This window comes from Photobacterium satsumensis (assembly GCF_050336935.1).
In the GTDB taxonomy this organism is placed as follows: Bacteria; Pseudomonadota; Gammaproteobacteria; order Enterobacterales; family Vibrionaceae; genus Photobacterium; species Photobacterium satsumensis.
Genome location: NZ_JAKJSK010000006.1, coordinates 571,356 through 592,960, shown reverse-complemented (window position 1 = coordinate 592,960; position 21,605 = coordinate 571,356). Strand labels below are relative to the sequence as shown.

At 42.5% G+C, this 21,605-nt stretch carries 22 protein-coding genes; 9 read left to right on the top strand and 13 right to left on the bottom strand.

The window, feature by feature from the left end; all coding sequences use genetic code 11:
• Positions 1–55: 55 nt before the first annotated feature.
• On the top strand, positions 56–652 hold the full coding sequence (locus L4D79_RS02760; protein WP_428647049.1) for a TetR/AcrR family transcriptional regulator: 597 nt from the start codon (positions 56–58) through the stop codon (positions 650–652).
• 282 nt (positions 653–934) lie between these two features.
• Here the strand turns inward: L4D79_RS02760 and L4D79_RS02755 are convergent, their stop codons facing one another.
• Positions 935–1,714 (bottom strand): hypothetical protein, encoded by a 780-nt coding sequence (locus L4D79_RS02755; protein WP_428647047.1) that lies wholly within the window; start codon positions 1,712–1,714, stop codon positions 935–937.
• Between the two features lie 144 nt (positions 1,715–1,858).
• Positions 1,859–2,746, bottom strand: a complete 888-nt coding sequence (locus L4D79_RS02750; protein ID WP_428647045.1) for a LysR family transcriptional regulator — start codon at positions 2,744–2,746, stop codon at positions 1,859–1,861.
• A gap of 113 nt (positions 2,747–2,859) precedes the next feature.
• On the opposite strand from L4D79_RS02750, the gene L4D79_RS02745 reads away from it, so the two are divergent.
• Positions 2,860–4,530, top strand: coding sequence for an amidohydrolase (locus L4D79_RS02745; protein ID WP_428647043.1), 1,671 nt, complete (start codon positions 2,860–2,862; stop codon positions 4,528–4,530).
• Positions 4,531–4,624: 94 nt separating this feature from the next.
• Positions 4,625–5,572: a DUF2860 family protein gene (locus L4D79_RS02740; RefSeq protein ID WP_428647040.1), complete on the top strand. Its 948-nt coding sequence runs from the start codon at positions 4,625–4,627 to the stop codon at positions 5,570–5,572.
• A gap of 123 nt (positions 5,573–5,695) precedes the next feature.
• Here the strand turns inward: L4D79_RS02740 and L4D79_RS02735 are convergent, their stop codons facing one another.
• From L4D79_RS02735 to L4D79_RS02725, 3 genes are all read right to left on the bottom strand, one after another.
• Positions 5,696–6,229 carry an acyl-CoA thioesterase gene (locus L4D79_RS02735; protein ID WP_428647037.1) on the bottom strand — a complete coding sequence of 178 codons (534 nt, stop codon included), beginning with the start codon at positions 6,227–6,229 and terminating at the stop codon, positions 5,696–5,698.
• A 184-nt stretch (positions 6,230–6,413) separates the two neighbouring features.
• Positions 6,414–7,946 carry a phospholipase D family protein gene (locus L4D79_RS02730; protein WP_428647035.1) on the bottom strand — a complete coding sequence of 511 codons (1,533 nt, stop codon included), beginning with the start codon at positions 7,944–7,946 and terminating at the stop codon, positions 6,414–6,416.
• A gap of 174 nt (positions 7,947–8,120) precedes the next feature.
• On the bottom strand, positions 8,121–9,032 hold the full coding sequence (locus tag L4D79_RS02725) for a LysR family transcriptional regulator (protein ID WP_428647032.1): 912 nt from the start codon (positions 9,030–9,032) through the stop codon (positions 8,121–8,123).
• A gap of 208 nt (positions 9,033–9,240) precedes the next feature.
• On the opposite strand from L4D79_RS02725, the gene L4D79_RS02720 reads away from it, so the two are divergent.
• Together L4D79_RS02720 and L4D79_RS02715 are read left to right on the top strand one after the other, a co-directional pair.
• Positions 9,241–9,543, top strand: coding sequence for a DUF1330 domain-containing protein (locus tag L4D79_RS02720; RefSeq protein WP_428647029.1), 303 nt, complete (start codon positions 9,241–9,243; stop codon positions 9,541–9,543).
• 302 nt (positions 9,544–9,845) lie between these two features.
• On the top strand, positions 9,846–10,880 hold the full coding sequence (locus L4D79_RS02715) for a lactonase family protein (RefSeq protein WP_428647027.1): 1,035 nt from the start codon (positions 9,846–9,848) through the stop codon (positions 10,878–10,880).
• A 109-nt stretch (positions 10,881–10,989) separates the two neighbouring features.
• On the opposite strand, the gene L4D79_RS02710 is transcribed toward L4D79_RS02715, so the two are convergent.
• The gene (locus L4D79_RS02710) at positions 10,990–11,637 is read right to left on the bottom strand and encodes an HAD family hydrolase (protein ID WP_428647024.1); all 648 of its coding nucleotides are present in this window, start codon (positions 11,635–11,637) and stop codon (positions 10,990–10,992) included.
• 279 nt (positions 11,638–11,916) lie between these two features.
• Here L4D79_RS02710 and trmY point away from each other — a divergent pair, with 279 nt between their 5' ends.
• Entirely contained in the window at positions 11,917–12,513 is a 597-nt protein-coding gene (gene trmY, locus L4D79_RS02705) for a tRNA (pseudouridine(54)-N(1))-methyltransferase TrmY (RefSeq protein ID WP_428647022.1), read from the top strand.
• Positions 12,514–12,618: 105 nt separating this feature from the next.
• Here trmY and L4D79_RS02700 read toward each other — a convergent pair whose 3' ends face one another.
• From L4D79_RS02700 to L4D79_RS02690, 3 genes are all read right to left on the bottom strand, one after another.
• Positions 12,619–13,098 carry a peptide-methionine (S)-S-oxide reductase gene (locus L4D79_RS02700; protein ID WP_428647020.1) on the bottom strand — a complete coding sequence of 160 codons (480 nt, stop codon included), beginning with the start codon at positions 13,096–13,098 and terminating at the stop codon, positions 12,619–12,621.
• Positions 13,099–13,154: 56 nt separating this feature from the next.
• Positions 13,155–14,396, bottom strand: coding sequence for a DEAD/DEAH box helicase (locus L4D79_RS02695; protein ID WP_428647017.1), 1,242 nt, complete (start codon positions 14,394–14,396; stop codon positions 13,155–13,157).
• Positions 14,397–14,483: 87 nt separating this feature from the next.
• Positions 14,484–15,413 carry a putative 2-dehydropantoate 2-reductase gene (locus L4D79_RS02690; RefSeq protein ID WP_428647015.1) on the bottom strand — a complete coding sequence of 310 codons (930 nt, stop codon included), beginning with the start codon at positions 15,411–15,413 and terminating at the stop codon, positions 14,484–14,486.
• 183 nt (positions 15,414–15,596) lie between these two features.
• Here L4D79_RS02690 and L4D79_RS02685 point away from each other — a divergent pair, with 183 nt between their 5' ends.
• On the top strand, positions 15,597–15,848 hold the full coding sequence (locus L4D79_RS02685) for a hypothetical protein (protein ID WP_428647014.1): 252 nt from the start codon (positions 15,597–15,599) through the stop codon (positions 15,846–15,848).
• 68 nt (positions 15,849–15,916) lie between these two features.
• Here the strand turns inward: L4D79_RS02685 and L4D79_RS02680 are convergent, their stop codons facing one another.
• Positions 15,917–16,390, bottom strand: coding sequence for an OsmC family protein (locus tag L4D79_RS02680; RefSeq protein ID WP_428647011.1), 474 nt, complete (start codon positions 16,388–16,390; stop codon positions 15,917–15,919).
• Between the two features lie 253 nt (positions 16,391–16,643).
• Here L4D79_RS02680 and L4D79_RS02675 point away from each other — a divergent pair, with 253 nt between their 5' ends.
• Positions 16,644–16,841: a hypothetical protein gene (locus L4D79_RS02675; RefSeq protein ID WP_428647008.1), complete on the top strand. Its 198-nt coding sequence runs from the start codon at positions 16,644–16,646 to the stop codon at positions 16,839–16,841.
• A gap of 150 nt (positions 16,842–16,991) precedes the next feature.
• Here the strand turns inward: L4D79_RS02675 and L4D79_RS02670 are convergent, their stop codons facing one another.
• Positions 16,992–17,861: a VirK/YbjX family protein gene (locus L4D79_RS02670; protein ID WP_428647006.1), complete on the bottom strand. Its 870-nt coding sequence runs from the start codon at positions 17,859–17,861 to the stop codon at positions 16,992–16,994.
• Between the two features lie 241 nt (positions 17,862–18,102).
• Here L4D79_RS02670 and L4D79_RS02665 point away from each other — a divergent pair, with 241 nt between their 5' ends.
• Positions 18,103–19,104, top strand: coding sequence for a helix-turn-helix domain-containing protein (locus tag L4D79_RS02665; protein WP_428647003.1), 1,002 nt, complete (start codon positions 18,103–18,105; stop codon positions 19,102–19,104).
• Between the two features lie 11 nt (positions 19,105–19,115).
• On the opposite strand, the gene L4D79_RS02660 is transcribed toward L4D79_RS02665, so the two are convergent.
• Together L4D79_RS02660 and L4D79_RS02655 are read right to left on the bottom strand one after the other, a co-directional pair.
• Positions 19,116–20,171, bottom strand: coding sequence for a DUF2955 domain-containing protein (locus L4D79_RS02660; protein ID WP_428647001.1), 1,056 nt, complete (start codon positions 20,169–20,171; stop codon positions 19,116–19,118).
• A gap of 20 nt (positions 20,172–20,191) precedes the next feature.
• Positions 20,192–21,352, bottom strand: a complete 1,161-nt coding sequence (locus L4D79_RS02655) for an HlyD family secretion protein (RefSeq protein ID WP_428646998.1) — start codon at positions 21,350–21,352, stop codon at positions 20,192–20,194.
• Positions 21,353–21,605: the final 253 nt, after the last annotated feature.

Genomic DNA, 21,605 nt, shown 5'->3' with positions numbered 1-21,605 from the left:
AATCCATTGCTAAACTCAGTGAAAACAATCACGGAATGCAAACACGGAATACTAGATGACACGCTCAGAGCAAAAACGGTTAGCCATCATTAATGCCGCAAAGCAAGAGTTTATCGAGAATGGTTTTTTAGCTGCCAACATGAATAACATTTGTGTGGCAGGTGAGGTTTCAAAGCGCACCCTATACCGTCATTTTGAAAGTAAAGAGCTGCTATTTGAAGCGGTACTCACAGAAATTAAAGAAAAATCTGTAGCGGAAGAGAAATACATATTCAACCCAGAACAGTCATTGCATCAACAACTCTGTACAATTACTCATAATGAAGTAAAGGTGATTTATGAGACATATGGAATTGCACTGTCTCGTACAATTTTGATGGAGTTTTTTCGCCAGCCGGAGTTGGCTAAGTCAATAACACAGCGTTTGTACCATACCCATGCAGTGAGTCATTGGTTTGAGCAGGCTATTATTGCTGAAAAGCTATTTGCGAAGGACGTACAGACTATAACCAGTGTTTACGTTAGCCTTTTGCAGGGTCAACTATTTTGGCCGCAGGTTTTAGATATATTACCCCTGCCTGCCGGTGATGAATTAGAGCGGAAAATTGATACGATAGTGACCACTGTGCTGCGTGCATTTGCCAAACCGTAGAGGATTGTAGTAGCCCAATAAACGAGAATCATAGTTAACGATAAGGGCTACTAAATCTGAGTGTTATAGGAGAACCAATTATCACCCCGAGAGACTAGGTTAGATTTATCGGTGTTATTGCTTCACTATCATATTCATACAAAGGATCATGACTATGTTCAGGCTCATTGACCGTTTTACAGCTAATCAATGATAATAGCCCACCAAGCAATAGAAATGCTTTAAGTTTATTCATGACTCACCTCACAAGGGCACCGTTACAGAAAGTGTTAATTGTTATGATTAGAAGTACCATTTAACGCCAAACTCTAACGTTACGTCACCATCTCCTTCAATTCGTACACCATTAGGCAAAGTGATATCAGTTTCGTTATAAACTAGCTTGGTTACAAACCATTGCCCATAATTATTTCTAATTGGAGATTGAAACACAAAGTTTAGCGACTTAGATTCAAGCTCTACATTATCTCCACTTACATCAAAATATTCAGGCCAAGCAAGCATAAAAGAACCATTATCTCCAATCGGAGTAGAAAAGAATAAATTTACTAAGTAGCCATCAGCAGTTTCACCGAAAACTTCCCCCACAGAATAAGCGACATTTGGGAACATTTGGAAGCCAGGTGTAAACCTTTCATCAATTGCGGCTACAACACCTGCAGAGAAAAGAGAAGTATCATCAATACCGCGTGTTTTTTGATGGATTAAATCAGCAGAAAAGCCAATACGAGGAACATAAGAGTTGTCCGTAGCATGTACTTGAAAATATTGAGCTCGTCCTCCTAAATAATCTCCATCTAATCTATCCCTACCGTAACGGTCACCAAAAATACCTTCAGCAAAACCAGCGAAATCTATATTCTCATTCCACTTTCCAGAAAACATACCTGAAACACGAACATTAGCATCTGATGTAAAATATACCGCAGCTTGCGGGTTTACCTTGGTGACATCTTGCAGATCATCTGGATTGATTATCGACTCAACATCCTCGTGTGAAAATACCATCGGACTAGCGATAAGTAATGTTGATAGAACAAATTTATTCATGACATTAGCCACTGTGTACTCCTCAATCACAATTAACAATTGTTTGTATTTTTAATCAGATAACCAGCATGTTATAGATAAAATACAAGACAAAGAAATCACATTTGAGTGGCTTTACCATCCATTGAGTATACCTCACCGGCATACCCAATGAATTTAGCGGCTAAAAAAACCTTTGATAAAATCGAGCACAGACGAAAATGGTTCCTGTTGATCTTTCTCGTACAGGTGAAAAGCATTCAGTAAGAATGAATATTCTCGACCTACTTCTTTAACATCCAATTCAACGATTTGTTCGCAGGTGTCTAAATCCTCAACATATAACTTAGGCATAAAAGCCCATCCCGATTCTTTTAACAGTTCGTACATCAAATGATTATTACTAACAACAATTGAGTTCGGACTTGCTCTAAATCCATCAATACTAGCGCCAAGCTCAACTTGTGATTCGGTAAGTAAATGAATATCTGAATATAACTCTTCAAGCGTTGGGTTGATTTCTTTTGCTAAAGCTGAGCTTTTCCGAGTATATATTCCAAAATCAACTGTTCCTAATGCTTGCCACGTTAAATTTTCTACCGAAAAAATCTTTCCGTGTGAAGGCAAAATTGCGATATCAAAATGACCACTGATCAAGCCTTCTAACGATTGCTCTCTATTTCTGCTCAACCAATGAATATTAATTTGAGGCCAGTTTGATCGAATATAGCGGTTTGTCTCTGTTATCAATGCTGTTGGAGTAAAAGTATCAATACAAATAGTGATGTCAGAAATAGAGCAATCAAATAAATTTAAACCATGTTCATGTAGAGATTTATGTTGTCTTGCTAATAGTCTTGCTCGTTTTATCAGACGCTTTGCATTGTGCGTTGGAGCCGCTTTTTTACCTTCTATTGTAAAAAGCTCATAGCCCAGAATGTCTTCGTAAGTATGAATATGTTCTCTAACTGTGGCTCTAGACTTTCCAAGTGCCCTCGCAGCACTGCTGTATGAACCGTGATCGTACACCGAAACAAAAGTTAGAATCTGATCAATTGTATGCATATACACCTCCTTTATGTATGTGAAACCCTAACATATCCGATTTTATATGGTCAGTAGTTTCTGCAAAAGTATGAAGCAACTCGGATATGATCCCTAAATAAGGAAACTCACTGATGAAAGAACTTTGCTTGCTAATCTCTCTTTGCCTCACCCCGGCGGTTACTGCAGCTCCAGATCTAATTTTGTATAACGCCGACGTATTACCCATCACTGGTGAAAGCGACACAGCAGAGGCCATCGCAATCAAAGATGGATTGATCTACATGGTCGGAACAACGAGCGAAGTGTTGAAGATAAGATCGGGCGATACTGAAACAAGAGACATGAACGGTAAAGTGATAGTTCCAGGGTTTATCGACTCTCATGCTCATTTTGCCCAATATTTACCGTTTATCGAAAGCCCCTTCCTTTACCCGTCGCCAATGGGTAGCGTGAACAACTTTTCAGATCTGAAAAGAGAGGTAATCAACTATTTTAACTCTGAAGAGCGTGACAAAGACATTCTTCATGTCGCATGGGGTTACGATGATGCCGAGCTTGAAGAAAAAGCACACCCGACAAGGGAGGTATTGGACAGTTTCACATCAGGGTATAAATTTTGCGCTATCCATATTTCTGGCCACTTAAGTGCCTGTAACACTGAAGCATTCAAACTAATTGGCTACACAGATGAGAGCGAAGACCCTAGCGGAGGTGTTATTCGACGGGATAAAAACAACATACCTACAGGTGTGCTTGAAGAGTCCGCAGTATATCCAATTCTTAACTTCCTACCCGAAATGACCGCAGAGGAAGTGGTAAGAAAATTCAACAAAGTTCAAGATATGTTTGCTGGTTATGGCATTACCACCACACAGGAAGGAGCGGCTACCATTCCTGCAATTAAAATGCTAAAGCATATGGCAGAGCAAGAGCTTTTAAAAATAGACGTATTAGCCTATGCAAAATGGGTTAATTTACATGAAGCCAATGAAATAGTACCGATGCAAACTGAAGTTGGTAACTTCAAAATGGCTGGGGTTAAACTCATCGGCGATGGTTCACCCCAAGGTAAAACTGCCTACTTGTCAACGCCATATTATATTGCGCCACATAGCCACTCATACGACTATCACGGCTATCCTGTACTATCTCAAAAAGAAATGGATCACTTTGTTGGAGAAGCTTACAAGTTAAATGCACAGATTCTAAGCCACAGTAATGGAGATGCTTCAACAGATATCTTACTTAACTCTATTGAGAAAGCAGATGATTTATATGGAAAGGAAGATAGACGTACTGTGGTTATTCATGCTCAAACAGCGCGTTTAGACCAAATAAAAAGAATGAAAGAAAATAATATGATCCCTTCATTCTTTCCCGCCCATACCTTTTTCTGGGGAGACTGGCATCGAGAATCTGTTCTAGGTAATTGGCGTGCATCAAATATATCTCCAACAGGTTGGGCTTTGTCTAATGAGCTAGACTTTACTATACACATGGATGCTCCGGTCTTATTCCCAGATATGATGACCAATATGTGGGCAGCCATAAACAGAACAACAAGAAGTGGTCTTACATTAGGTGAACACCATAAGATCACACCATATCAAGCATTGGAAGCTATCACTATAAAAAGTGCTTTTCAAAATTTTGAAGAAGACTCAAAAGGGAGTATTGAAGTGGGTAAACGTGCAGATCTCGTTGTGCTAGCTGAAAACCCTCTTACGATTGACCCAATGAAAATAAATGAAATATCTGTTCTCGAGACTATTAAAAATGGTGACACTATATTTTTAAAGTAGAGTGATAATAATTAACATATAAATTATAGCCTCATGACTGCTTGAGGCTATATTAACCAGCCATATCAGCAATTGATAATAGGTCATAAAAATAATGAAACAGCTATTTTTGGGGTGTATTTTACTATGTATCCCTCACACAGCACTAGCATTCAATAAATCAAATTTTTCTGGTGAGTTATCAATAAACACAGGCGTATCCCTAAATAATTCCAACTTAAATACAAATGGAAGTAACCAACTAACAAGTTTAGGACGCCATTCATCCTATGATGACAACACATTTTTTGTTCCATTAGGTAGCTTAAGGTACACCCTAGACGATAGCCAAGAGCAAGCTATTTATATGGGTACATCACGAGACGACTTAGCCGTTGGCACACTTGCATTTGAAATTGGATATCACCGCCGACTCTATCAAGGCACAAAGCTAGATGTTGCCTATCTACCAAGTGTTGTTTCTGGTGAAGTATGGGAAGACCCATACTCACTGAGTAAAAGAAAAGAGACCGATGTAGAAGGCAATGCGTACAGATTTAAACTATCTCAAATACGAGGTTCCAACTTCTCTTTTGATTTCGGTATTGCTCACTCTGAAGTTAAAAATGAGGACATTCAACATACAGAGCTTCATAGAGATTATGATGCATATTCCTATAAAGGTCAGTATTTAACAATGCTTAGGCCTTTCACTGGTTTAATCTCTTCTTTTACATATACCGATAAAGATGCGAAAGGTGATGCGGCATCATTTCAGCAGTATAAGCTAGAAGCCAGTGTGTTTTCTCACCTAAATAATCATAACATTGCATTAACTAGTAGCTTTTCACATAGAAGTTACGGAGCCGAAAGCCCGATATTTAATAAAAAGCGTAAAGACCAATTTTATAGGCTAACACTCGCATATGAATACACGAATATACCAGGCTGGAAAGATTGGAGCATTACTTCTTACTCTTATTTTCAGCTTGGTCAATCAAACATAAATTTCTATGATGAAAATGAATACATATTCCTTCTAGGGTTAAATTATAAACTATAAGTTACAAGCCACAAAGACAACGAAGATTGTCTTTGTGGTGAGCCTAAAAGGCTTAAGAGTTCGCAATTTTTAGTCACGCATGGTCAAACTTATCTCAGTGAAACTGTGACAAGGAAAAACGTACTAGTTACCAAGTGGCGGCCATGGCCTATGCTGCTCGGAATCAATCCACTCGGTTACCCATTGGGGTAAAATAGGTGTTTGAACCGTTGCATCCATCGCTTCAAGCACTTGCTGTGGTGAAACCAGACCACTTTTGGCGGTTACGCCGGCTCGAATCAACACGGAAGAGCACGGTTTTCCATCAACCCACATAGACTGCTCGACATACAACCATTTGTCGTCCCAGCCAACACACTGTGTGTACATTTTTACTTTGTGAAACATATGAATACGCTTACGATAACGCACTGAACTCCCAGCCACGACCAGAGCCCAGCGTTTACTCGCCAACATTTTCATCAATCCACAACGAATACCCAACTCGGTTCGTCCCAAATCATACAGGGTGAGCACTCGACCATTGTTCATTTCGTTAAAGATATCCAAATCCCATGGACGGCATGAGAATGAAATTTCACTCTTATCGGTAATATGGACCGGAGAATTACGTTTGGCTTGCCACATCACTTTTGCTAGACGCATAAACGGGTACATAATCAGCTCTTCCTTAAACTGTTATCAATTATTATAAACCACTGACATTACTGATAGTTATGACAGTAGCAATTACCAATATAGAGCAAAAAATCTAAACTTAACGAATAAATATCCCCAAACTGTAAACCTTACCCATATTTCAGCGCTGCCTTCCTTTGATAAGCACAATTATGCAATGTATTTACAAGTATTTCTCAATTGGCAACAGCTGCAAGAAACGTGACTTGAAGCGCTCCCAACGGCCACTTTCTGGCTCGCTATCCCAACTCTTAGCACCTGAATACCAATGAACTTGGCCCTCATCAAAAGCGAGGCGCCAACTATTATCCTCCCCCATCGCTTGTTCTATATCGTCGGCAAGCTCTTCAGCAAATTTCTGGTTTTCAATGATTAAGATAGACTCTGTATTCAAGTATGTTGAACGTAAGTTGAAGTTAAACGAGCCAATGCCTGCCACCTCTCGGTCAAAAACAACAGACTTTGCATGAAGGCCGTAAGCTGCGGTCGGTGCACATTTTGATGAATTTCTCGTCGAAACTTCACAAAGTGGCGTATCTGGTTTTAACTCATATAACGCCATCCCATGTGCCAGCATATCTTTACGTCGCCCTGCATAGGCCGAATGATTTGTCACCAGATCGTTAGAGGCCATAGAATTCGTCAGTGCCTTTATCTCGACACCACTGCGCGTATACTCTTCGACTTTATCTAGTTGGCGATCATCTATAACTAAATAAGCGGACTCCACGACAATTTCGCGTTGTGATTCACGGGCTAAATCGGCCAGTGCTCTCGCTGTCGTTTTTGGCACATCGGTATTAGATTCATCCTCAGGTACGGGTTGGTCTGAAATATATCGCGCTTGTACCCAAGTCATATCATCCATCAAATCAATAAGGAAGCGTCTTGCCGCCGTGCTTCCTTCCGGTAGTGCTGGATAGTTCTTGTACCAAGGTGCTGATACCTCCCCCAAGGCTGACAAATCAAGAGAAGGACTTCCGCCCAACAAACTCACCGGATAAGACCAACTACTATCCCAGTATCGAACAAAGCTTGCTTGAATATCAGGGACTACATCCCCCATAACTAACACGTCTCGATCACGGAAATTAATCTCATCAGATAGATCAAAGTATTCATCGCCAATGTTACGACCGCCGACAATTGAAAACGCACCATCGACAGTAAATGACTTGTTATGCATACGTCGATTTAAGCGGTCAAAATCACCTAATACATTCAGCCATTTTGCCACACCACTTCGGGTTGGAATCGGATTGAATACACGGATTTCTATCTGCGGGTGGGCATCCAGCGCGGTTAGCATATCCTCCCGCTCGTTGAGGTTGATATCATCGAGCATGACACGAACTTTAACCCCTCGATCTGCCGCTGCAATCAAACGTCTTGCCAGATAGTACCCGGATAAATCCGAATTCCAAATATAATACTGGATATCAATACTTTGCTCTGCCGTCTCAATTAAGGCTAATCGCTGAGCCAGAGCGTCCCATCCTGTGTCTTGTAACACGACAGCACTTACTCCTTGCTCGTCTTGCTGGCTAAGGTTGGTACTACTCATGTGGGATAACGTGCTAGAAGGTTGAATCGCAACGGGTTCTGCCGGGTGATTAACCTCTGAGGGAAGGGACGCGCAACCATTAAGAATAGCGACGACAAACATGATGATACTAATGCGCTGGAGCACTGGCATTTATTGGACTTCCTTTCTACTTCGAGTAACCAATTCTGGTTCTATCTGTTAACTATTTTCAGGAAATGCCTGAAACCTTTGTACCCATAGCAAAATAGTATATCAAACTTGCCTGTTTACATCGTTATTGAGTCATTGCATTGGAAAACCAGCAAGCTTAATGGTTTTGACCAACTACCCAAGGTGCTGAATAATAAAATCAACACAGCGTTGTATTTTAGGGACTTTATACTTTGCTTGTTGATACAGGATAAAAACATCAAAGTTAGGGCTTTGATAAATGGAAACCGGTGAATCAACAGGTACTTCTAACAACTCCCCGGAGGCCAGATAATCTTTAACCCACCAAAAAGGGTAAAGAGATAAGCCTTCGTGAGCGAGTACTGCTGCTAATAAAGTCTCACCGTTGTTACACCTTAGTACCGGGTTAATCTCAATTTTATTCCAGACTTCACCCTTGAACTGCCACCATGAAGTGTGTCCATGTTTTCCGCTGTATTGAAGAGTTGGGCAAGTCTCAAGGTCTTTAGCGTTTAAAACCAGCTTATCATAGCGTTTTTGTAAATCGCATAATAATTTTGGTGTCGCCACAAGTGTTAACTTAGAGCTGGAAAGCTGTTTTGCGACGACCCGCTCCTCCGGCGCTTTTCCAGCCCGTATAGCAATATCGACGGTATTGTTACTGAATGAGATCTCTTCATCGGAGTAATCTAAGTCAAAAATGATAGAGGGATACTCCTCGCGGAATTTTTGCAAGATCGGGGAAAGCATTCTTTCCCCATAGTCCGCCATGGCGCTGATTCTTATCTTCCCTTCCATAGTGTTAAGGTGCTGTGATATCAGCTCATCAGCATCATTGAGCTTTTGAAGCACTTCCGTAATCATATCGTAGTAGACACTACCGAGCTCGGTGGTACTGACGTTTCGAGTTGTACGCTGTAGCAATTCGACACCTAGCTCACTCTCCAGATCTTTGATCCTGCGAGAAATGGACGAGGCAGGTACATCGAACTCCTTGGCGGCCAGACTGAAACTGTTAAGTTCAGATGCTCGCTTGAAATAGCGAAGTGCACGTATTTTATCCACAATGACACCAGTAACAATCAAATACCGTCTAAATTTTGCCTTATTTTTGTCAAAAAAACAAAATTGATTTGTTTCAAGCCGCCTATGTCTTGGGTGATCGGTTCGCTAATATACAAGTGACTTCAAGTTGCAGATTTAGCGAGAATTTATAAGCTTGTAGACAAAGCATTGTTTTTAAAACTAAATATAAGACAAGAGGAGTAAGACTATGTCAGCATTAATGGTTGCATTTGTTAGGGTTCATGAATTAGAAGCGTATAGCCGTGAATACCTCTCTTCAGCACACCCCCTTATTAGTAAATATGATGGCAAGGCACTGGCTGTATCTGAGAAGATAAAAAAAATCCAAGGATCTCTTCCAGAAGGTAAGTTTGTTATTTTAGAATTTCCAACTACAGTTCAAGCTGAGGCTTATTACTATTCTGATGAACATCAAGCACTTCTAGAAAAGGGCAACAAGTATTTCAGCTCAGATAGCATCATTGTAGAAAATGAACTTCATGCCGGTTAAATATATCAACACCCCTAATCCATAGGAAAATCGACCACGACAGTGCTTACTCACCTATAAAGAAAGGTTGTTTATTACAACCTTTCTGCAAACCACACAAATTATTATTGCTTCGAATATTGACAGGCAGAGGCGCAGAATAGCCGAGTCGAGCATTACGATTATCCACTTTACCTGGCATTATTTTTCATACTCCAGCTAACCTCCTCACACTTTAATCAATTGACGACTATTAGATATTGCCGTCAGGACAGGCAAAAGGCATGGTATTGGCAGTTTTTTCGATGTTTTTCAAGGCTCTCATGACAACCAATAACCACCTGCACTTTTATGTCGGTACCTATACCGATGCACCAAGTACCAGTAAAGGTATTGCTCATATCACCTTAGACCCTGCAACGGGTGAACTTACCCGCAGCGAAGATCGAGCTTCGCTTCGTAACCCTTCTTACCTAACCACCACGGTTAATGGTCTCTATAGTTTTAGTGAAATATCTCAAGAAGAAGGTGCGGCACTCCAATTCTCTTCGCAGGTTGGTAACATGTATCTTCCTATTGCGGGGGATTTCCCTTGTCATCTCGATATAAAGATCCCATACCTCGCCGTCGCTAATTATGGTTCAGGTAATGTATCGGTCTATCTCTTAGATGAAGATGGCAGACCGCTGCAGGCTATCGCTGACTTATTTGAAGAAGGTCATGGGCCGAACAAAGATCGACAGCTGTCCCCTCATGCGCATCAAGTCACTTTTCTCAAGCATTCAAATCAGTTAGCTGTCGTCGATCTTGGCTCTGATCGGGTTCGGCTGTATGGTTACGATACAAACGCTGGCAGTCACACGTTCACCCTTGAGCAAAGCATCGCTTTGCCTGCTAGCTCGGGGCCTAGGCATATGGTGTTCAATAACAACGAAACACGCGCCTATGTGGTGTGTGAGTTATCTGAATCACTCATTGTACTGACTAAGGCTGACAGCGTTTGGAACATCACGCATCAGTGCGAGCTATTGAGTAATACAAATAACGGCGAAGCCGCAGCGGCTATTCGCCTTTCTTCTGATGAGAAATACTTGTACGTGTCTTGCCGAGCTCAAAACAAGATCTGTGCGTTTGATGTTTCCAGCCAAGAGCCGGTTTACATTGATGCCTATGACTGCCTTGGCCATTTCCCAAGAGACTTTAACGTATCTGAAGATGGGCAATGGCTCATCGTCGCTAATCAGCATTCGAATAATATCACCAGCTTTCACCGGAATATTAAAACGGGAACGCTAACACCAACGGGATACCAATGCAGTGTTGATGCACCGGTATGTTTAGCTGAAGTATCTATTTGAAATGCTTATAAAGAGCTTGGTTAAAGTGCTCAATTAACAGGCGAAATATCACAGGTGAGGATATTCTGATAAGAAGATGCTTCTGGCTCACAGAAGCATCAACCATAATCTAGGCGGTTTTCAGCTTGGTAAGTACTTCGTGAAGTGAAGGGACAATCGCATGACCGAACTGGCGCACTTCATCACAAGGTTCAACAAGGTCTGGGATCTGAAAGGTCATCATTTTCGCCGCAACAGCAGCTCTTACGCCATTATTCGAATCTTCAAAGGCTAAGCAATTTTCCGGTTCGACGTTTAAGCGGCTAGCAGCCAATTGGTATATCTCAGGATGAGGCTTGCCATTTTCCACTTCACAACCTGTTGTCAGGTTATCAATGTACTTTGTCAAACCCGCCAATTCTAACTTAACCTTGGCAACTTCATGCGCTGTAGAGGTCGCGATAGCGATAGGTGTACCTTGCGCTTTCAACCACTCTAAGAGTTCTACCACGCCCTCTTTGACCGGGATCGCTTGATGTTTTACCACTGCGTTATAACGCGTACGCCATTCTTCATGCAGGCGGTCTAAATCATCGCCATAGGCTTTACGAAAGATAGCCTCGATGCCTGCAGCATTGCGGCCGATGATAGACAGGTAAACATCTTCATGAAATGGAAGGTTTTGTACTGCGCAAGCTTCTTTAAAGATACGCATACAAACGCGCTCAGTATCGAGAAGCAAACCATCCATATCGAAAATAGCAGCTTGATAGTTCATTACTTTACAGACTTATTGATGGAGACAGCGCATTTTGACATAAGACAAGATGATTTACCTATAAAAATGGATAAGGAAACGATTCTCTGCCCTATTCCACTAAAAGCACGTTGTTAGATTTTTCTCGCTATTTGCTGTTTTGCAGGCTATTCACTCGCATTATTTCAGTTACATATTTCATCAAAGGTGCGATAATCCTGCACCTTAGTATTCAGACATGTAGTCTGTATACACCAGAACATTGATTCAAAAGCAATTTAATCAGTAGGACACCCTTCAATGCGCGCCTTTGTATTACGAGCCAGATCCGCTCCTACCGACAGCCAGCAACTACTGGCTTCAGTTGGCCAAGAAGCTCATACCGAAATTTTGGCCCACACCCTAATGAATTCTATCTTTGTGGCGCAGTCACACCGCGAAGATGTCATCGTACACTTGGTACTAGAAAGTACGCAGGACTTTTCCCGCACCGTTACTTTTGTTGCCAATGAGATGACCAATATTGGTGGCTTTCATGAGCAAGCATTACTCGCCAAGGTAGCCAAGGCATTGGATGCTTCTCGTGGAATGACGAAAGAGCAAGAGCGTCAAGTTGAACCGGGGATCACCGTTCAAACCAAAAGCTTTGAAAAGTTGGTAAAAGAACTCGCTGAAGATTATCAACTTTATATGATGGACAAAAAAGGCGCATCGATTCGTGAGCAAGAGTTCAGCGGCAACTCTTGTTTCCTGTTGACCGATCATATCCCAATGCCAAAGAAAACCTATAAAAGCTTGGAACGTCTTGGGACCCAGAAGATTAGCCTTGGGCCTAAGATGATTTTTGCTTCACAGTGTGTGGTACTGATCCACAATGAACTGGATCTTTGCGAATAAGCATTTGCTTTTGCTTGATAAATCGCATTTAGACCACTAAAAAAGCCCGGGCAGGAACCTCTTAGTCATAATGGTTTCAGTCCGGGCTTTTCAATTCTACTGTAATCAGCGGGATTGTTTATATTTGTGCAACAGATCTAGCGGAATATGGCAGTAGTCATTGGGAAAACGCGTTAGTCGGTCTTGATGCTCTTCATCACTTTTAACGTAGTTAGTGAGCGGCATGACCTCAACGGCGATACGTTCTTTATCTTCACGCGCATCGATATATTCCCGGGCCTGAACAAGATGCGACGGATTCTTGCTATACACACCGGTACGGTACTTTAGCCCCACGTCATCACCTTGTTTATTGACACTATATGGGTCGATGATCTCAAAGAGAAATGTCATCAATTGTTTGACTGTCACGATTTCAGCATCAAATTGAATCAAGACACACTCGGCATAACCATCGTAATCACTTTGTGTGGTATCAGTCGTTCCATTTGCACGACCGGCCTCGGTAGATTCCACTCCTGGCAGGTGTTTCATGAACTCCTGAACGCCCCAAAGGCAGCCACCGGCAAAATAAATCTGTTCCATTTCACTCTCCAGAGTTCTCGTTCTGATTATCCAGTCACACAGAGCTCAGCAATCAATTAGCTACTTTTTTGCTTTGGTTTAAACTGCTTGATGCTTCGTTTGGTCTGACTGCGGCGGTTGGCTTTTTTATCGCGCGGCGGTCGTTTCCGCTCTGTGTTTGATGTCTGCTCGGCAGGTTTATCAGTCACTGGGAATCCTTCCAGCTCAACAGTCTCCATTGGGCGGCCTGTTAGTTGGCGAATGGATTTCAAGGCTACTGTTTCACCATGGCAAACTAATGAAATGGCTAAGCCATTTTGCCCAGCACGTGCCGTCCTGCCAACACGGTGTACGTATACTGGTGCATTCTCTGGAAGATCGGCATTAATCACCACCGGCAGCGCATCAACATGAATACCACGGGAAAGCAGATCGGTGGTGATCAATACTCGAGTTTCAAGCGATTTGAAATCCGCTAAGCTTTGCTCACGTGCCGACTGATCTTTATCACCATGCAATGCTGCTACGTTAATACCGGCTTTATTCAGGCGCTTAGCGAGGGTATCTGCTGCTTTTTTTTCACTGACAAAGACGAGTACTTGCTGCCAGTCATTTTGCTTTAACAACGCAATCAAGGCTTGGGGCTTACTGCCCTTGTTAACCAAATACAGCTGCTCTTTGATTTCTTCAACCACACTGTTTTTTGGGTTAGCCGCAATACGTTCAGGCTTATACATTAGCCCTAATGCGGCCTTTTCCAGTGTTTCAGGCAAGGTGGCTGAAAACAGCAGCGTCTGCCTTGAAGCCGGAGCAAAAGAGATGATCTTCTGTACATCTGGCCAAAAACCCATTTCTAACAGTCTATCGGCCTCATCGAGTGCCAAAAGCTTCAACGACTTTAGTGACACAAATTCTTTGTTGAGAAAATCCAGCAAACGTCCAGGGGTAGCAACGAGTACTTGTGCCCCCTGTTCTAACTCGGCCTTTTGAGTTTCAGGGGATACACCACCACATAGCATGGCGACTTTAATACCGAGTTTACCGGCCACTTCTTGCAAAGATGTCGTAACCTGTAAGGCTAATTCACGAGTGGGCACCAAAACTAAACTCTGGACCGCATCCTGCTCAGCATCAACCTTCTGCAACATAGGCAAACCAAAAGCAAATGTTTTTCCACTGCCTGTTTGCGCCAACGCCAACACATCTTTTCCTTTGATAACGGCAGGAATTGCGAGGCGCTGTATGTCGGTAGGAGTCGTAAGTTGGCTTGGCAATGTGCTCAATACCATCTTATTTAATTGCAATGAAGCAAAAGTCATGGGCTTTAACTGTCACGATAGAAAAACGGATGCGCAGTCTACCAGCCCATCAGGTCATTTTATAGAGATTAGGGTCACTTACTGCGTCTAATTCACTGACAACCGGTTAATGAAACAGAGCTGATGGTATAAAGCCTCTGTCTTTGGCATATCGATCCCTTGCTCAGCTGCCATATCCAGTACATTTTTATACATATACTGTAATTCCATCTCGCGGCCGTTGCGCCTATCCAACAACATGCTGGTCAAATACGGCTTCATCTTGGCAGTATTGTTCAGCATGGTATCGATTAGACTGGGATCAAGCGATGAACCCGTCGCCTTTGCGGCAATACACACCTCTTGCATGATTGCTTTTACCAGTGCGACTGTTTCTCTGCAAGCCATTATTTGTGCCGTGTCGGTATCTAGCACGGCTGAAAGCCCATTATAAGGCACATTCCACAAGAGCTTTTTCCACCGAGCATCCAAAATACTATTTTCGACATCGACCTCAACCTCACTCTGCTGAAAGTCATTGGCAACGCTTGTTAATGCGGGCATGCCTGAGTCGCCATAGACACCCAATGTCAATCGACCATAATCGATATGATGAATATGACCCGGACCGACTTTGTTCGAGCAGATAAAGCACAGCCCACCGGCGGTATATTGGAGGTCAAGCTGCTTGGTAAGCGCCTGCTCGGCACCGATGCCATTTTGTAACAAGAGAACAAGCGTATCAGGTTTAAGCAATGGACGAATTAACCCTTCAAGCTGATGATTCTGTGTGGTTTTTAATGCAACAATCACAACATCGGCTTTCGGCATTTCTTTGCTAGCCTTGTACGCCTTGATTGCATCGGCGGGTATTGAATAGTCACCGTAATGAGAGTCAACCTTCAACCCATGCTCACTAACGAATTGATAATCTCTATTGAACAGAAAGTGGACATCATATCCGCCATGATGCAATCTCGCACCGTAATAGCCGCCAATTGCCCCCGTTCCAATCACTGCATAGGTTTTCTGATCCATTCCTTTAGCTCTCCTGCTCCATTTCTTGTGATTTATTAATATACCCAAGCAACTTGGGTATACAACCCTAACAAATTTTCTTAAGTCGAATCTTTATTAAGCAACTGAATCAGCAAAAATTCAATTTCGTCGCTATCCGCTGTAAAATAATGAAAGGACAACAGTACGAATTAAGATGAAATTATGATCAATGAAAATGATGTTATCACTAACCTAGACGAACTAGAGGCATTTCTGCTTTCAGTAGAAAACGGTGGTATGGGCCTAACAAACGTTGCAGGCATTGCTTTAGCAACCAACAACGCCGATGGCCGCCACTTTGTTGCTGTCCTTGATGATAAGCATCAACTTCTTCTTGGCCGCTGGGTCACTGATGACGTATACGAAAACGGCAAAGATCTTGTGCGTAATGGCCCAAAAAAACCGATTCACTAAGGTTTGAGCCATACCCAAGCACCTTGACGTCACTGGAAATAGTGCCACCACACAATTTGATGGTGGCATTATTTAGATTCAATAATATCAACTGTGATCGCGGTTTTGACCGAGTTGGCAATGAAGCAGTTTTCATGTGCTATTTTGTGCATCTTTTCCAATACTTCCGTTGACGGCACCCTTGGCCCTGAGAATTGAATCGCAGGTCTCAACGTCACTTTCGTTATTGAGCTTTTCCCTGCACTGTCTTCCTCAAGCATTCCTACCGCTTCATCAGTGTACTTCTCAACAATATACTTACGCTTTGCTGCAATCGTTAAAAAAGCCAACATATGGCAACTTGATAGTGCCGCTATGAATGCTTCTTCTGGATCGACGTATTCAGGTGTTGAAAGAGGCAGTGGAACAATTTGATGGGAAGCGGTAGCAGGAACGCTTACGCCACCATCAAACTGCCATTGATGACTTCGGTGAAATAGATTATCTATAAACGGCTCATTTTGACTACGTTGCCAGATAATTTCGGCTTCAAACTCTATCATTAATACAGTACTCCTTTACAATTAACATTCCCAGGAGGAACATGTCGGTAACATACTGATTATTATTAATAATTAATATCCCTACTCGACATTTTAAATAATTTTTTTGTGAAGCCAATCACATCATATCTCGTACAAACTCACGCTCATATGCTATCTTTTTCATAAAAGCGTTATAGCATCACTTAAGACGTTGAATATACAAGTATCCGCGGACGCACTGATCTTACATGCAGTTATATGAGGTTGATTTATGGATCAAGCGGACAGCTTACGAAGCCTTTTTGCCAAGAAATCGGCCAAAGAGAGACTCATACAGTGTAGAGATAAGCTACGAGAAGCCATTAAAATGGGTAATAATGAAGATATTCAACTTTTGATGGCAGAACTTGAACAAGCACAATCTAATTTTGAAGCCAGCCTTGCAGACGACACCCGTGATCTTCTCTAGTTTTCTATCTATTTATCATTAATTCGATAGTTGGCGCTGGCTGTAATCAGTTCCCGCCTGTAAATTGCTATTTATTAATAGTAATTTACAGGCAATGAAATATCACGAGCCACATAACAAGGAGCAATCAATTCGCGATAAATAATAAGGTTAGGTTATTGAAATTTTATCTAACCCAACTTTAAGCTCTTCATTGAGTTGATCGAGCCACGCATACCTTTCTCTATACATTTTGCGTTTAGGCCTTTTTATTAACTCTATTGCCTTACGCTCGCTGACAATAGGTAAGCGATAAAACCACTGATTGTGCTCTGTACCATTTTGCTCTAACCATAGTTGGTCATAATTAAAATTGAGCTTTTTCTTATAACGGGTATCGGCGTAGACGTGCGCAGAGTTTTTAACAGCATAGAGGTTCGCAATGCCATAGTAACTGAGCAAAATTCTCAGCGCTTCCACAACAAATGCTTTAGGACGAAGGCCATACACCGTCTTGGTGAACCTCCTGCTAAAATTGTCATTATCCACGCTACCCTGTACGCCGCCGATATATACATCGCCTTCATGTACCGAAAAAGTGATGACATAGCGTTTGTTTCCTGTGCCATCGCACAGGGCTAATGTCAGTTCTCCTTCCCGACGGTAACTATCAAGAAATAGCAACTTTATTTCAAAGTGCTCTTCACCGATATCAAATGTATGTAAAGTCAGGCCATGTTGATAAATGGTTTGTCTTGCGACAGGTTTGATGTTGGCGTCCAGCCACTCATGGTGGTTGACAACCACTTCAACGGCCTTCATTCGCGTTAAACCCGTTCTTAGGTACGGTCGCATTGCTTTAAGAGCAAACTCTGGCTGATTGCGAAAAACCTGCCTTCTTTCGCCATGTTTAAAGTTATCATTCAATATTTTCAGTGGCTTACGGTGGATCATCCCTCTTAAAATATATTTTGCTATACACTTAGGTTTATTGCGATAAGTCACTTTATAAGTACTGAAAGCATCACGGATCAAGTTCATTACACATACCAATAAAACAGTATTCTTTATAATCAAGGATAGGTTTCAAGGTATAGCGACTCAACACTCTCGGTGTATCTCTTTGTATAGTGATGTATTTAAGTAGGTATTTGTAACCTTAGAGCAATAAAAGTATTTTATCTTCAATCAGTCAGCCTTGATCTAGATACTCTCTCCCCTGGGCCACTATAATACTTAACGACAGTCAGATTTATTCATGCTCAATGGAGATAGGTGAAAAATGCAACAAGGTCAGTTGGTACCGCTAATTAAAACCGTTAATGCCAGCACAATCATTGCTCTGATCACGCATTTTGAAAAAGACATTTACCCATTGCTTAGTGCGGCAGGTATCCCAGACGATATCTTACAGCAAAACCATGAGTACTTGCCTGAAGCGCCAATCAAAAACCTTTTAGGCATGATGGCTGAGCGGGCCGAACCTGAATTTTACGGTGAGTTGCTATGTACCGCTATCAGAGAATACTTCTTACCCAAAATGCTCTCGTACTTGGACAAACCAAGTACTATCGAAGAAGCCATTGAACAGATGAAAACAGCGGTATTACACGATTCTCCCACCACCCAATTACGTATCGAAATCTTCAATGATACGCCTTGGCTTTGCCGCTATAAGCCATTAGAGGACTCAGATGGCTATCTCTGGTCTGAAATTTTTGCCATCCTCTTCCTTATCGAATTCATTCGCTATGCCAGCAAAAAGAGCTGGTCGCCCGCTTATATAGCCATGCAATCCGATGGCGCCGACAAATTATCACGTATATTACAGTCTAAAGAGACCACGTTTTATACCAAGAGAAAGATCGCGGCCGTTGCCCTGAGTGCTGAAATACTCAGTTTGCCCTACCACTCTGCAGCGAGCTTTTCGGTTTCGACTCCCTCTAGCGGTTCTCCCAAAGAGATCTCCTATATCGAATCTATTTACCATGCACTTTCCCCATACCTTTGTAAGCAGTCCATGACTATTACTGAGGCGGCAAAGATATTAGGTACAACACCAAGAACGCTACAGCGAAGGCTTTCTCAGGAACACACAAGCTTCAAACATATAAGGGAAAACATCATGCTTGCCACCGCCTGCCGGCTGATGGAAGAGAAAGCCTATTCACTGACTGATATCGCCGTAGAACTGGGTTATGCCGATATTGCGCATTTCTCACGCGCCTTTAGAAAGCTTACCGGCTTCCCACCAAAAGACTACCGGAAGCAGTTTGTCAGTTAAGTGGCTTGCACCTATGCGGTTTTAGTCATAGGTGCACGATTATCTGAGGAGACTTCTATAGTCGAGGAGACGCGTTCAATCAAGGTCGCTACACCTATCATATAGCCCCCCATCAATATCAACTGCCAAATACGAGTGTAGAAATTAACATCCATCAACTTGCTATCGCTGGCTACGACAGCGCCGAATATCACCATTAGTGCAGAAAATATCCCCGCATAAATGGGGGCCTTCGCGGGCTCTCGATAAATTTTATTGGCAAAGCTCAAGGTTAAGAACAACATCATGGCAACTAAAAACGGGAACCACGGAACGGTAACCAGTAACTCATAGGCGATGATAGCCAGTAGACCGCCAATAATATTGGTTAACAGCAAAAATAGACTGAGTTTTACACTCTTGGGGGCTGTTAGCTGCAGCGACAATATTCCGATAAAAATCATGGTCAAAATCGCCCCGGTTATCTGGTAAAAATAACAAAATGCGATAACCGGAAAGCTGATTAGCAAGGCCTTATAGGACTCCTGCATTCTCTTTTGTTTTTCTATACGTACTTGCTCTCGTGTTTTAACATCCACCGCTTTCACACTAGCCCCTACACGTGGTATAGCAGGGAAAAACCAGTGCATGGCACCATAAACAACCACAGCCCCGCCACCCGCAACCATCAGCGCTTTACCAGCCTGTAAAGCGATAACAGGCTGCATTAACCCCAGGTAAGGTAACAGCAAAGCTGAAATCATCAACATCATAGCGAAAAAGTTCCAGTTAGGATCCTGGAACAGGTAGTAAGCCCATAGCATCATTACTCCAACCAACGCCAGCATGATGAGAGGGTACTGGGCCAAGCCATTAATCACCGTAAGGGCAATCAGTACGGTCACTACCATGGATAATCCCAGCTCAGTCATAACCTGTTTATCAGCGATAGGCTTATCAACCAGCAGTTTGGCCACAAAGACAGGCATGACGTATGCCAATGTCCAGTTCAAACTATAAGCGAGGATCAACGACAACATGAGGCCGACGACATAACGAAGAATGTTTTGATTGAGTTCTGAACGCATCACTCTGCCCTCTACCGATATTAGCGAATATATGAGAACCAAGTAATTACGCGGATCCATACTTTACCGAACACATTCATTACAGAGCTTTCTTCGGTATACATCATGATGTCGGCTTGCCCACCTACCCTCAAACTTCCCTTAGGCATTGCCTGATCGAAGCGGATCATCACAGGAAACCGTTGAGTTTGACGGAGCCATCCTGACTGATTCGTGACGGTAGCAAGCTGGCCCGTTTGCTGGGTTTGCCCCCAATCTACGCCATAATCAATGCTACTTACCTCACCGGTAAACACTTCTCCCGGTACATTATCGAGCGCGATTTCCACCTTATCGCCCGCTTTAATATTGCCTAGACTGTTTTCGCGGTAGTACGCCTCAACCCAGCTTTGGTCGCCAGAGACAAACGTCATTAATGGCTGGCCTTTGTTGGCAAAAATCCCTTCGTCGAGCTTGAAATTGGTGACTGCACCTTGTGATGGTGCACGGATAACCGTTCGCTCCAAGTCCAGTTGCGCTTTTTGCAACGCGAGAATCGCAACCTGGATTTCTGTATTTTCATCACCTATTGCGCCAAGTTGCTTTTTGGCCTGATCAACCGAAGCTCTCGCTTGGTTTACTCGAGCACTTGCCTGTGCCAAAGCAGCATGGGTTTTATCTGCATCCGCTTGAGTTACGATGCCCTTTTTAACCATGGCAAACACTCTATTCGCCTGGCTACGTACATTCTGCTGGTTGGCGATAGCATCACTCAGTTGGGCTTGTGCAGATTCAACCGATGCAGTTTGTACCCCAACTTCCTTGCCAGCTTTCTCTAGGTTCTCTTCCGCTTGCTTAAGCGCAATCACATAATCAGTACGATCTAATTCTATTAGCGGTTGTCCCGCCTCAACAATATCGTTGGGCTCGACATGTACTTTGGTAACCGGACCACTTACCAAAGGCGCCAAGGGAACAACGTTTGCCCGCACCCTCGCCATATCTGTCGTGGGTATCACCCGGTCAGAAATCAAATAAAACAGGAATAATCCTGCACAAACTATTAATACAAGGAAAGTGGCACGCCGTGGATCACTGGCTTTCTGTTTGTTGTTTTCAATTGTGCTTTCTTCTATAACCGCTTTTGGGCTATCTGATTCTAATGTTGTCTGTTCTGCTGGTACTTTAGTTTGCTGGCTCATTACAACCTCATTGTAAACATACAATTAGTTAATAATTTTCAATGCCAGCATTGTAAGTTTTAACGCATAGAGTTCTTATCAATTCACGCCACAAAGCATTTTTTCGCCCCCACCAACTCAGTGCAGTCTCAAAAGATGATAAAGCTCTGATTATCTGCTCTAACTTGCCTATAAAATGCTATTTTACTTGAACTTTTGGAATCCATGTCACATATTGTTTCTATTGATGTTTATATCAAAGTAATGACTGACC

Excerpts from the sequence above, each read along its gene's own strand:
- L4D79_RS02760 (WP_428647049.1), top strand. The coding sequence starts at position 56 with ATGACACGCTCAGAGCAAAAACGGTTAGCCATCATTAATGCCGCAAAG.
- L4D79_RS02750 (WP_428647045.1), bottom strand. The coding sequence starts at position 2,746 with ATGCATACAATTGATCAGATTCTAACTTTTGTTTCGGTGTACGATCAC.
- L4D79_RS02745 (WP_428647043.1), top strand. The coding sequence starts at position 2,860 with ATGAAAGAACTTTGCTTGCTAATCTCTCTTTGCCTCACCCCGGCGGTT.
- L4D79_RS02740 (WP_428647040.1), top strand. The coding sequence starts at position 4,625 with ATGAAACAGCTATTTTTGGGGTGTATTTTACTATGTATCCCTCACACA.
- L4D79_RS02735 (WP_428647037.1), bottom strand. The coding sequence starts at position 6,229 with ATGTACCCGTTTATGCGTCTAGCAAAAGTGATGTGGCAAGCCAAACGT.
- L4D79_RS02730 (WP_428647035.1), bottom strand. The coding sequence starts at position 7,946 with ATGCCAGTGCTCCAGCGCATTAGTATCATCATGTTTGTCGTCGCTATT.
- L4D79_RS02720 (WP_428647029.1), top strand. The coding sequence starts at position 9,241 with ATGTCAGCATTAATGGTTGCATTTGTTAGGGTTCATGAATTAGAAGCG.
- L4D79_RS02715 (WP_428647027.1), top strand. The coding sequence starts at position 9,846 with ATGACAACCAATAACCACCTGCACTTTTATGTCGGTACCTATACCGAT.
- L4D79_RS02710 (WP_428647024.1), bottom strand. The coding sequence starts at position 11,637 with ATGAACTATCAAGCTGCTATTTTCGATATGGATGGTTTGCTTCTCGAT.
- trmY (WP_428647022.1), top strand. The coding sequence starts at position 11,917 with ATGCGCGCCTTTGTATTACGAGCCAGATCCGCTCCTACCGACAGCCAG.
- L4D79_RS02700 (WP_428647020.1), bottom strand. The coding sequence starts at position 13,098 with ATGGAACAGATTTATTTTGCCGGTGGCTGCCTTTGGGGCGTTCAGGAG.
- L4D79_RS02695 (WP_428647017.1), bottom strand. The coding sequence starts at position 14,396 with ATGACTTTTGCTTCATTGCAATTAAATAAGATGGTATTGAGCACATTG.
- L4D79_RS02690 (WP_428647015.1), bottom strand. The coding sequence starts at position 15,413 with ATGGATCAGAAAACCTATGCAGTGATTGGAACGGGGGCAATTGGCGGC.
- L4D79_RS02685 (WP_428647014.1), top strand. The coding sequence starts at position 15,597 with ATGATCAATGAAAATGATGTTATCACTAACCTAGACGAACTAGAGGCA.
- L4D79_RS02680 (WP_428647011.1), bottom strand. The coding sequence starts at position 16,390 with ATGATAGAGTTTGAAGCCGAAATTATCTGGCAACGTAGTCAAAATGAG.
- L4D79_RS02675 (WP_428647008.1), top strand. The coding sequence starts at position 16,644 with ATGGATCAAGCGGACAGCTTACGAAGCCTTTTTGCCAAGAAATCGGCC.
- L4D79_RS02670 (WP_428647006.1), bottom strand. The coding sequence starts at position 17,861 with ATGAACTTGATCCGTGATGCTTTCAGTACTTATAAAGTGACTTATCGC.
- L4D79_RS02665 (WP_428647003.1), top strand. The coding sequence starts at position 18,103 with ATGCAACAAGGTCAGTTGGTACCGCTAATTAAAACCGTTAATGCCAGC.
- L4D79_RS02660 (WP_428647001.1), bottom strand. The coding sequence starts at position 20,171 with ATGCGTTCAGAACTCAATCAAAACATTCTTCGTTATGTCGTCGGCCTC.
- L4D79_RS02655 (WP_428646998.1), bottom strand. The coding sequence starts at position 21,352 with ATGAGCCAGCAAACTAAAGTACCAGCAGAACAGACAACATTAGAATCA.